General features: G+C 49.9%; 7 protein-coding genes. All 7 read right to left on the minus strand.

The features are described 5' to 3' along the window. Nucleotides 1–23: 23 nt before the first annotated feature. Nucleotides 24–995: an ABC transporter permease gene (locus tag AC1DLI_RS25510; RefSeq protein ID WP_477607274.1), complete on the minus strand. Its 972-nt coding sequence runs from the start codon at nucleotides 993–995 to the stop codon at nucleotides 24–26. Then, nucleotides 988–1,899 (minus strand): ABC transporter ATP-binding protein, encoded by a 912-nt coding sequence (locus AC1DLI_RS25515; RefSeq protein ID WP_477607275.1) that lies wholly within the window; start codon nucleotides 1,897–1,899, stop codon nucleotides 988–990. Before AC1DLI_RS25515 ends, AC1DLI_RS25510 begins: the two co-directional genes overlap by 8 nt. Next, nucleotides 1,896–2,696, minus strand: coding sequence for an SGNH/GDSL hydrolase family protein (locus AC1DLI_RS25520; protein WP_477607276.1), 801 nt, complete (start codon nucleotides 2,694–2,696; stop codon nucleotides 1,896–1,898). Before AC1DLI_RS25520 ends, AC1DLI_RS25515 begins: the two co-directional genes overlap by 4 nt. Nucleotides 2,697–2,716: 20 nt before the next feature. Further along, nucleotides 2,717–3,445 carry a uracil-DNA glycosylase family protein gene (locus AC1DLI_RS25525; protein WP_477607277.1) on the minus strand — a complete coding sequence of 243 codons (729 nt, stop codon included), beginning with the start codon at nucleotides 3,443–3,445 and terminating at the stop codon, nucleotides 2,717–2,719. Nucleotides 3,446–3,475: 30 nt separating this feature from the next. Next, nucleotides 3,476–5,257: a glycerophosphoryl diester phosphodiesterase membrane domain-containing protein gene (locus tag AC1DLI_RS25530; RefSeq protein WP_477607278.1), complete on the minus strand. Its 1,782-nt coding sequence runs from the start codon at nucleotides 5,255–5,257 to the stop codon at nucleotides 3,476–3,478. 202 nt (nucleotides 5,258–5,459) lie between these two features. Continuing rightward, a complete protein-coding gene (locus tag AC1DLI_RS25535; protein WP_477607279.1) occupies nucleotides 5,460–10,034 on the minus strand; it encodes a rhamnogalacturonan lyase family protein in 4,575 nt (1,524 codons plus the stop codon). Between the two features lie 263 nt (nucleotides 10,035–10,297). Beyond that, nucleotides 10,298–11,842, minus strand: a complete 1,545-nt coding sequence (locus tag AC1DLI_RS25540) for an S-layer homology domain-containing protein (RefSeq protein ID WP_477607280.1) — start codon at nucleotides 11,840–11,842, stop codon at nucleotides 10,298–10,300. Between the last annotated feature and the right edge of the window lie 24 nt (nucleotides 11,843–11,866).

Consider the following 11,866-nt stretch of genomic DNA (forward strand, 5'->3'; position numbering starts at 1 on the left):
CACGACGACCGCTGTAAAGCTGCTTAATAAATATCCTTCCTCATAAAAACGGTAAACGAAACGAGCAGCGAGCCCAGCATCCACGCCGCAAGCACCGAAAGCGAGAATCCGAGCGTCATGCCCTCGATCGGAGGAGCCGATCGGCTGACATAATCCATTAAGCCAAGATTGACCATAAACAAATATTTAGCGGAATCCCATGAGGACACCATGTTGCTTAGAATAGCTCCCGATATCAAGCAGGCCAGCATCGTCCCCATGCCTGCCGCGCTGCTTCGCATCAGAATCGAGAGCATGAAAGATAAGGTACCGACGACCACGGAAATAAACCAAGCCAGCCCGAATTGCTGAATAATATACTGCCACTGGGATACGAGGCGCACGCCCGATATGTCGAGCTCCCCGCCTTGCGTGGAGAAGCCCGTCAATACCGGTGCCGACCAGCCTTGGTTTCCGAACATCATAGCGGAGACGATGTAAGAGAGGAAACCGAACAGGAAGATAACCACCGAAACCGATAAAATAAGGGCGATGTATTTACTCAGTAGTATTTTAAACCGGCTCACCGGACGAGTCAGCAGAAGCTTTATCGTGCCCATACTCCGCTCGGAGGAAACAATGTCTACCGCAATGATCATGACGAGCAAGGGAAGAAACAGCTCCGCGGAGTTTTGTACAAAACCTCTGATAAAGGTGGGAGCGCCCGGCTCAGTCGGATTAACATCATTGTCCAAATAATACTCCGATTGCTTGATCTGGATTTGCATCTGCTCGCGCCATTGTCCCGCGCTGCTTAGCCTGTTTTGCATATCCACGATCTGCTGCTGCAGCTCGGTTCGCCAATCCACCGTGCCTAAACGCTCCTTGATCGCCTCCGATTCCTTCGCCTGCGCGTAGGTAAACATCGAGAGAAGCACGATAATAATAATGGAGATAACCATGAACCGGCGTTTGCCGACCAGCTTCGTCATTTCGTTTTGAACGAGATTAATCAATCGATTCGCCTCCTGTCAGCTCGAGGAATAAGTCTTCAAGCGCCGGAAGCTTACGATTCATCTCCAGCACGGTTACTCCCGCTTCCACAAGCTTGCGGTTCCATTCACCAACGGCATGCTCCGTGTAAGGGGTCGTCACCGTTTCCTCCGTCTCGTGCGAAATAACCGTAAGGTCGCTCAGTATGGTTTTGCCTAATATTAACGGATTCAAACGCCATACCAGCCGCTCTTCGCTGGACAGCAGATCTTTGACCGAGTCCACCCGAATAATTTCACCCTTCGAAATAATCGCGACCCGGTCGCACATCAATTGAATTTCATGCAGCAAATGGCTGGATACGAGTACCGTTAACCCTTCTTCTTCTGCCAAAAACCGAATAAAAGCACGCATTTCCCGGATACCGGACGGATCAAGCCCATTCGTCGGTTCATCCAAAATCAGCACATCCGGCTTGCCGAGCAAAGCTTGCGCAATGCCAAGACGCTGCCGCATCCCAAGCGAATAGGTGCTTACCTTATCATTCACTCGATCCTGCATGCCGACCAGACGAACGACCTCATCAATGCGCTCCTGCGTTATGCCGCTAATCATGACGGCAAAATGACGTAAATTTTCCATTCCGCTTAAGAACGGATACAGCTCCGGATTTTCAACGATACAGCCCAAATGCCTCATGGCCTTCGTAAAATGCTTCGCAATATCCAGCCCGCATATATGAATCGTTCCGGAGGTAGGCTTAATCAATCCGACCAGCATCCGAATGGTCGTCGTTTTCCCGGCCCCATTCGGTCCTAAGAAACCAAATACCTCGCCGCGCTCCAGCTCGAAGCTTAAATCCTTAATAATGGTCCGCTTGCCGATGACCTTTCGAAGGCCTTGAACCGATAACGTAATTTCACTCATGATGGTCCTCCTTCCCCGGTAATCAGTGCGGTTATCCGCTCAGCTATCAGACGATACCCTTTTTCATTCGGGTGAAAATGATCCGTAAACAAATGATCATTTATTTTCTGCTGAAATAAATCATACGTCGGAACGAACACTGTTTTTGCGTCCTGGGCAAGCAGCTCCGCCGCTTTGAAGTTCCAGCCTCTGACGACGCCCGACAAGAGCTCCCCATTCTCGAATTCGCTGAAAGGATTATATAAACCGAGCAAATAGACGGTCGCTTCCGTGTTCACCTCCCGAATACTGGAGATGATCGTCTTTAGGCTGACAAGATAAGCATCCTCCAGCCCCTCAATGCTTGTTTCGGAAACATCTGAGAGGGTTTGCCCACCGAGAAAGAGATCATTACCCCCAATCGTCATGAGAATGACACTCGCTTGTCCCAGCTGGCGCCTAATTTCCTTTTCCTTCATTTGCTCCGCCAACTGAGGGGAAGTTAACCCCTTAATACCCAAATTGATTAACGAGACCTCTTTGCCCGCTTCCTTCAGCTGATCGCTGACATAGCCGACATAACCTTTGCCTTCAATATCGCCCGTTCCTCTCGTTAAGGAATCGCCTAAAGCAACCATTTTCAGCGCATTCGTCTGTATGGCAGGCTCCTCTGTTACGGAAGGCAAGGACGATGTGCGCGATGCTCCGATTAAATAATCCTTTAACGTCCAGCCTAATCCGAATAACCATAGTAGACAGGTAAGTGTCGCGAAGGCGGTTATTAAACGAACTTTTCTGCTGTGCATTGTATATATCATTCCTCGCTCTCCTGTTGCTTTTAACGGCTGAACCACTGATAGGCCTGCTGCTGCATGCTTGTCCTATACTGCTCAAACTGTTTTTTTCGGTGCCCGTTGGCACCCGATGGATGCGGCATTTCGAATAAGCACCGCTCCTCGCTCAGCCATCCTTTTTCCACGAATGCTTGTACCACTTCCGAGACTGCCTTGCCGAGCGGTATAACAAGCGCATCCTTCACCGCGAGCAATTCTGGAAGCAGGATGCTTTCCGCATAGCGCAAAAGCACAGCCGATTTCAAAATCGGAGGGCTGTGTCCCGTATAGTTTTTGCCATGCTGGAACACCGGGTACCTGATCGCAGAGGTCGTGTGCAGCAAATCTCTGCGTTCCTCAAATAAGTGCCTGCTGCCTTCGACTCCGATGAGGGCAGGCAATCCGATTTGATCCAGCATGTCGATCAGGTTTATTCGCATAGAGCCTGCGAAGCTCGCGAGCTTCTTGGCGCGCTGATCAATCTGCCCGGTGGGAACTCCGTCCAATAAATCCTGGCGCGCACTTCGAATCGCCAGCTCCATTTGGGTGAAGCCCGGCGTAATGCCGATCATCATCACTTTTGCCTGCGTATTCACATACTCGTAGGGAACGTAGTATATCGACATATCCTGCTGCTCATATAAAAGCAAGTCATGGACGAACAGCTGCTCTTTGGACAACCGGCCCGGCGGGAGCGATAGGATAAAGGCTTTATATTTCTCAATCTGTGTCATGCGCTCCCGCCCCTTTGTTTGTGTATGCTGCTATAAATCAAGCTCTACCATGTTATGCGCGCGTGCTGGGAAATCCGTAATAATGCCATCGATCTCGAATTTGAGCACCTCTTTCAAATTACGTTCGCTGTTGACCGTCCACACCCATACTTCGCGGCCTTTTTTATGTGCGCGCTCGACGAATGTCTCCGTCAGCATGACCTGCTCAATCGTATAAAAATCCACGTCTAACAGCGAAAGATCGCCTACCGCAAAATATAGAATTTGGCCGATTCTAATGTCGGGATTCAGCTGCCTGATTTGCTGCAGCGTCTGTCGGTCAAACGACTGAATATAGCAGTCCTGAACCATGTCGAATTGTTCAATCAATGCTACAACTTCTTTGGCGAGCTCCTCGCCAGGCCCGTATGGTTTAAGATCAACAATCAGCTTCGCTTTCCCCTGCACCTCGGCAAGAACCTCCGCCAGCATCGGAATTTGTTCGCCTTCAGCAAGACTGCCGCTCCGGTTTCCGATATTCAGCCTGGCAACCTCATCATACGTCAGCTCATTCACGCGCTTCGGCACGCCGACCATCCGCTGCAAATTATAATCATGATGAAGCACGGCGACGCCGTCCTTCGTCAGCTGAACATCAATTTCCACAGCGTCGATGCCCTGCTCCACCGAGCTTCGGACTGCCGCAAGCGAATTTTCCGGCGCTTCCAGAGAATCGCCGCGGTGAGCGGATAAAAGCACGCTCCATTTGACATAAACCAAATTATCATTCGCCGCGTAGCTGACAGTCAGCGCCAATGCCAAATACACGGCTGCTATCGATACATATAATATCCGTGTACGGGTTCTTCCCTCCACATAGGCGTAAAGACGCTTTTCTAGTGGCCCGAACCAGCGGCTTTTGTGCAAATGAAGCTGGTCAACCGGCTTAACGCCGGGACTCCGGTTGAAATGATAATAAAGCCTTGTCAGATAAATGATATTAACCGGCACAAGCAGCAGCGTAAACATATAAGTAAGCACAGTCGATAACGTTAAGGAATATTGATCCGTGACTACTTTCAATATATTGTTGTCAAGCCAGGATGGCAAATAAGCAACTGCGGAAATCGTCATAAAACCTAGCGCAAACACAAGCGCATTAAGCAAAAAAAGATTGATGAAGATCGACAAGCGCTTGCCCTTCGTCAGCACAAGGCTGCTTTTGATTGCCGCACGAATCGATTTGTTTTCGATCATAATGTAATGCAAAACAAAAATCCATCGCAATACGAGGTACAACCCCGCTAGTAACAAAAATCCGTATAAAACCAGCATCGCAGCGGAAGAGCTCATGATGCGGCTGTTAAAAAAAATCGGGACATTAAACTGTGCAAACAAGGATGAAGACAGCGGCGAGTCAATGAACGGCACGAGAAACAGCAGGAAGAACAGCAGCTGTATGATGCCGAAGCCGAATAGCTTGGGCGTTTGCCGCAGCGTCGTCAGCACCGCATCTGCGATCAGTACATTTTTCCCAAAATAATGCTGCTGCGCAATCGTGATGACCACGCCAAACTCAATAAACAGCACCAGCATTGCTACAAAACAAATCGCGATTAGGCCGGCTACTCCCGCGTAGCTGAGTCCGATTTTGTAGAATTCTCCGTTCAAGACGGAGCCGGAACCGACTACACGGATGATACGGTTGAAAATAAACGAAATARTCGGGATGATGACAAAGCTCGTCAGCAGCATAAACAAATACTCGAATATAAGATGTTTTTTGTATGTGTCACGAAAGTCACGAATACTTCTACCCAATCGTTGAAGCATAAACATTCATCCTATTCTTTGTGTTGTGATTGAATATGGAGCAAAAGAGTTGCCAAATGTCTCCACTTCCCTATTATAGCGTATGACCCTACCCCCAAGTCGAATCGGAGCGCCGCAATACAAATACATCCGCTCTCTTCTAGAGAAAATAAGCATCAAAAAAGAACCACGCCGCTAAGCGGCATGGTTCTTAAATCAATCCTTATGCATTCGACAATTGAATAAGCTTATGAATAATTACGGCTGCCTGCGCTCTAGTCGCCTGCTCCTTCGGCGCGAACACTCCGCCTCCCATTCCTTGAATAATGCCCGCTGCTTGCATCGCCTCGGCCGCTTCAACCGCATAGCCGTCGATAGCGGCTTGATCTGCAAATGCTGCGGATGATGCTTGGCCGCCTAGTCCAAGCTTGAGATGCTGCGAAGCGCGATAAGCCATGACCGCCATATCCTGCCTTGTAATCTCGTCGTTCACGCCGAAGCTGCCGACAGCTTTGCCTAGCACGATACCCAGCTTCTGAGCGCTCGCAATGGAGCTGTAATACCAGCTTCCCTCCTGTAAGTCGCTAAGCTCGCTCTTCGTGCCCTCATCCGCAAGATCAAACGCGAACATGAGCATTTTCAGAAATTCTGCTCTAGTGACATTCAGATCCGGCTTAAAGGTTTGATTACCTACCCCATTAACGATATTTCGTGCTGCAAGGGATTCGATGCTTTCCTTCGCCCAGCTCACGCGTACGATGTCGGTAAAGCTTGTTTTCACGTAAGAAACCGCATATTGGCTGAAATGGCTTGGTTTAAACACGACTTTCCCCGTAGACGGCTGATAGGCCCCGTTTTTCACGAGATGAAGCTTGTTCTGCTCGTCTACATAATAAATGACAATGGCGTTTGGATTTTCCCCTTCGGCAAGCTTATAATCGAGCTCAACCTTTACGCTGCCGTCAAACGCGCTAACCTTCTTGCCGTCAACCGTCAGGTTAAAGTCTAGCACCGGATGGGCTCCTACCTTTTCCCTTACCTCTTCGGGCAGTGCGGCTGCATCTATTTTACGAACAGACAGCTCTACCTTGGAAGCCTCGTTTGTTACGCTTGACGCAATCAGCGCCTTATCGATGGAGACGGTCGCTAAGCCCAGTCGTACTTCAACGGTTTGAATCGTTTTGTCCACGCTTGTTTTTAGCGCCTGCGCAGGCAGTACAGCTTGCACAGCCGCTGCTGCTTTATCTGTTGCTACTTCCAGCACAAGCGATTTGCCTGCGGCGGTTTCCGCTGCTTTCGCAACATCGGCGGCTTTAAATTCAACTGCCACTTTGCCGGATGCATCGACTGCGACGGTTTGCTTAACGCTGCCGCTTCCAACCGTGACAGCCGGCTGCGGCGCTGTTCCTCCGCTTGGCACTTCTGTAATCGCAGCTTTAATCGTTAATAGGGCTGATCCCACCACAGCGGAACCATCCTTAGCGGCTGCTTCCACTTTTACCTTACCGACTGCTGCCGCTGTCAGAAGTCCGCTTGCATTAATTGATGCCAGCTTGGTGGCGGAGCCATCCTCATTATAAACTGACCAGCTTACGGTTTGATTCGTTGCTGCTGCCGGCGTGAATACGGGATTTAACTGGATTTGCTGTCCGACCGCTACTTCAGTCGATGAGAGCGATACACTTAAACCCGTGGCTTTGATTTCATTGGTGCGAATATTAGGCTGCGCCGGCGTTTCCAGCCCCGTACCCAAAAAGAAGCTTGTATGCGGCGGTTGGTTATAACCCGTATTCTGCCAAGCAATACCCACCCGATAGACCRGATCATGCATTAGCGTAGGAATGCGATGCTCCGTCACATCGGTCGTGGTATAAATTCGAAGCGCCCTGCTGTCCTCTGTACGCACGATGACCTCTTCGCGCCAATCCCCCAGCATATCTACTTGCAGTGCAGGATTCCCTTTTGTATCGTTATTCGAATGCGTTCCCGTAAACGTCTCTAGATTGACTAGTTGATTCGCCTCATAATCCCATTTATCGATTTTCGGAATGCCTACCCGAAGCGTATCCCCCTGCCATACATGGTCAAGCAGCTCGCGGCTGAGATCTCCATCCCACCAAATCGCGAAGTTGGAGCTTGGAATTTGATTCGCTATTTTCTCTCCTTGCGCGGTGAACAAGCCTCCTGTCGGGCTGTTCCAAGCACCGTCGATTGCCCAGGCTTCCGCTCCTTCATATCGCGGATCAATATCCGCTGACAAGCCTCTTCCGGTATCAATTCCAGTTTGCAGCTGCCCCCAAAGCACTCTGCCCGTCCGCGCATCCTTCACATCTGCCGAATATTTAACCGACGTATCCTCCTGCACGGCAAACAATTCTAAGCCTAAGCGCGTAGGATCCAAGTCGCCGAGATGCATGGCATCGCCATGTCCAAGCCGTGAGTTCCATAATCCTGTTCCGTCATCGTCAATCGCAGTTGCACCCGTGATGATTTCATCTCTGCCGTCCGCATCGACATCCGCTACGCTGAGCTGATGATTTCCTTGTCCCGCATAGCTTTCGTTTCCAGTTGTATTGGAATCAAAGGTCCACAGCTTAGTCAGCTTGCCGTCTCTCCAGTTATAAGCAACCAGCACCATACGTGTATAATAACCGCGCTGCATGATGATACTTGGTCTCTCGCCGTCTAAATAAGCAATTGCTGCCAGAAAGCGGTCAACCCGGTTTCCGTAAGCATCGCCCCAGTCTGCGACGTTTCCGCGTTCCGGCTCATAGGCTTCTGTAGCAAGCGCTTTGCCGGTTGCCCCTTCAAAGACCGTATGATATTCAGGCCCTGCCAAAATATAACCGCTTGCATTCCGGTAATCGGCTTCTGCATCGCCGATGACCTGGCCTTCGCCGTCGATCGTGCCGTCCGCAGTTCGGAAGGTTATTTCCGCCTTGCCGTCACCGTCGAGATCATAGACCATCACATCCAAATAATGAGCTCCCGCCCGGATGTTTTTGCCCAAATCGATTCTCCAAAGCCGTGTTCCGTCCAGCTCATATGCGTCTACGTAGGTATTACCCGTGTATCCGCTTTGGGAATTATCCTTGGCATTGCTTGGATCCCATTTCAATACGATTTCATATTGGCCGTCGCCGTCCAGATCCGCGATCGAGGCGTCATTAGCGCGGTAGCTGTAGGCTTCACCGCTAGGCGTTACACCGTCTGCCGGCTTTTGAATCGGAACGTCCAATGCATTCGAATCCCATACCTCGGCAGATTCCGATTGGCGCTGCTCAGTACCGTCGATAACCGCCCGGACGAAATAGATCGAATCGGTTTTGCCACCTGCATCCTCAAAGTTCGTACTGTTCGTAATCGGGCTGGTGTTGACTTTAGCACCATCGCGATAAAGATTAAAAGCAATGGCAGACGGATCTGTTCCGAGCATCCTCCAGCCCACATATACATGGTCAGCCTGCTTGACAGCTACCAAGCCGCGGTCCAAATTTTCCATTTGCCGCGCTGCGTGCTTGCTTGGCTCCGCACTCACCGTTACGCCGGCTGACTCGGTTACTTCCTCGCCCTCATATGCAAATGCGCCTTTGATGACGAAGCTGTACGGCGTACCGTTGGTCAACCCGTTAATCGTCGAGATATATTTTCCTTTGGCCACCGTATCCACCAATACTAGCGAATCATCATCATTTTTCTTGTAAACTCTTGCTTCCTTATAAGCGGGATCAGACGGTTCCTCCCAGCCCAGCAGCACCTTTGAATCTTTTCCCTCTGCAACAGGATAATTGACATTAGGAGCCTTATCCAGCTTCTTCACTGTAACCGTATAGGTCTTGTAAATATCGCTGTATTCCGAAGAGGTGACAGATACGCCGAAGCTGGTCGAGCTCCCGGTTAACGCAATCGGCTTCGAACCTCCGCTCTCTACGCTTGCTTCCCCTACCTTCAGCGAAACTCCGCCTGGATTGCTTGCTGCCGGACGAACCGCCAGCTCCGAAACTGAGTAAGGAACCTCCAGCGTATAGTTGTCCACCTTCGGATCAAAAGGCGGAACGAGTGCCGCAGCAGAGTCTCCCGCTTGAATACCCAGGCTGCTTAATGCTAGATCAAGCGCTGTGACCTTGACATTGGTTAAATTAAAAGTCCCGCCGCCCGCATTCACGAAAAAACCGAAGCTGCTAATTCGCTCCCGCGGGCTGTAGAACGCATCCGGCCATACGACGGTCGTTTCCGTCGTCAAATCGGTAATGGATACCGTATTTTTTTTTTGCGGCGTATTAAACACCATTTTGAAACGGTACCAGTGGGTGGGATCATAATTGATCTGATTCTCCGCAGCCGCATTATGGCGCTTGATCACGCCTGCGTCCAGCTGGTAACGAAGGGCTGCCGCATTTGTCGCATTCACCTTCCCATCCATCACCCATAAGGTTCCGCCCTTGTTTGTAGGAAGATTCACATCAAATTCGATGATCGTCCCGCCATTTTGGGCAGCGAATCTTTGTCCAAAATAAGAGGACCCTGTCCCACTATGGTTAATTTCCGCATATGTCGAGCCCGTCACTGTATTCTTCGAAAAGTTGACAGTGGGAGCAGTTCCTTCTTTTGTCCAGTTATTGCCTACGCCAATTGTGAATTCCCCGTTCTTATAGTTGCTAAAATCGTCGGAGACGAGAGCCGTATCTGCCGCATGTACGGAAGCTAGATGAAGCGGCATAAGAAGTGACATGACCAGCATACAGCTAAGAAGCTTCGATAGAAGCAGCTTCCCGTTCCTAACACTTGACTTTTGCATTTCGTTATTTACCTCCCTGAAAATCTGATTGTGAGTTCACGCTTCAAATTCGGTTGGTTCCTTCCGAGCCTGCTACTGCCTCCCCCCTGTCCATGTAAGCGATACCATTCCAATTATAGGGAATTCAATTAAACAAACCATTTAAAAACCAGACTAAAACAATTAAAAACCAGTGAATTTTTCGTTTCCGCGTATTTGCAGGCATACAGCATAAAAAAAGCCCTGACGACAAATCGTCAGGGCTGCTTCCTCGAAGCATGCATTTATTTGAGGCTGTTGCTTTTTATTGTATCGTTCTTCTTTTGAAGCAGCTTATCCGCTACGACAGCCGCCATCTCTCTCGTAACGGCTGCCTTTGGGTTAAAGCTACCGTTAGAGCCCTGCATCAAACCGTTTGCATATACCGCGCTGACGTATGCTTTTGCGCTGACATGGATGCTATTCGCATCATCGAAAGGCAGCGGGTCTGAATTTCCTTTAAGCTCAAACGCTTTGGCAATCATAATCGCCGTCTCCTGCCTGGTCACTACCTGACCCGGTTTAAATGTATCTGCTGTAATGCCTTGAATGATGCCAAGCTCCCTCGCGCGCATAATCGAGCCGTAATACCAAGCGCCCGGCCGAACATCCTTGAACGCTTCTGCGGCATCCTTCGCAGGGTCTTCCTCGAGCAGGTTGATGAGCAGCGTTGCAAATTCGGCTCTTGTCATCGGCTTCTTTGGATCGAAGCGGAGCTCTGAGCCGCTTACCCCTACCATGATTTTAACCTCGAATACACGATATACCGCATCATAAGCCCATGACGAAATTAGCTCGTTATCTACAAATTGCTCCTTCACACCGGTCAAGCTCGTATCAGCCGAAATGTCGAATAAAGCCGGCTCTAGCCTAGTAAACCGGTCATATGCGACTAGAGCCATTAATGCCTGCTCCGTCGCCATTTCGTTTGAAGGCTGATCTATGGCATGGGAAAAGCCTCCATCCGCCTGACGAAAGCGCAGCAAGCTGGTCAGAAGATTCCCGTTCTTTTTTAAGAATCTAGTATCGAGGGGGTTGATTCCAGCGGCTGACAAAGCGATAATCACCTGCGCGACGCTCTCGCTGTTATCTTCGCCGAAGGCTTGAAAGCCTCCGTTAACCTGCTGCTGGGAAGACAGCCAGGATACGGCTTTGTCAATCGCGCTCTTCACATTTGCTTGTTCCTGATATGGAGCGAGCGCGCTTATGGCCATCGCCGTAATATCCAAATTGTCCTCGCCTTGTTCCGAAAGCGGGAATGCTCCGCCGGCGTTTTGCTGGCTAAGCAGCCAATCCACCAGCTTTTCGCGCGTCCATAAAGCATTCGCAGGCACCTCATAGCTCCCGCTGTCCAAAGCAATTAATGCAAAAATCGGGCCGTTGGTGCCTTGATTCGTCATTTTCGCATGATTATAGATGCTTTCAATAAGATTAAAACCTGCAAACGAAGCCGCATTCACTCCGGCAGCCCGAACAGCAATCGCAATGCGCTCCGCGTCGGTTACTTTGCGGAACTCGCCATTCTTCTCCTTCAATTCATCCGTTAACAGATTCAAATAGCTGGCAGGCAATGGCTTTCCTGAACGAGCTAATCCTAACGCCTCCCAATCGCTGATCACGCCGCTGTTTAAAATTTGCTCTGCTGCTTGTTTGATTTCCGTGCTGACATTGAGTTGGTCAGCTGCCTTTGCTTGTTCCGGTAGCAGCAAGGCTGAGCAAATATAGGAAAGAAATACGATAACGCCCATGAAGAGCATCAAGCATCGATACGACACGCTTCTAGTCAGCATTTCTTAAAAACACGCTCCCTCTAT

The sequence above is a fragment of the Paenibacillus sp. 01T443 genome, assembly GCF_056398325.1.

Excerpts from the sequence above, each read along its gene's own strand:
- AC1DLI_RS25515 (WP_477607275.1), bottom strand. The coding sequence starts at position 1,899 with ATGAGTGAAATTACGTTATCGGTTCAAGGCCTTCGAAAGGTCATCGGC.
- AC1DLI_RS25525 (WP_477607277.1), bottom strand. The coding sequence starts at position 3,445 with ATGACACAGATTGAGAAATATAAAGCCTTTATCCTATCGCTCCCGCCG.
- AC1DLI_RS25540 (WP_477607280.1), bottom strand. The coding sequence starts at position 11,842 with ATGCTGACTAGAAGCGTGTCGTATCGATGCTTGATGCTCTTCATGGGC.
- AC1DLI_RS25520 (WP_477607276.1), bottom strand. The coding sequence starts at position 2,696 with ATGATATATACAATGCACAGCAGAAAAGTTCGTTTAATAACCGCCTTC.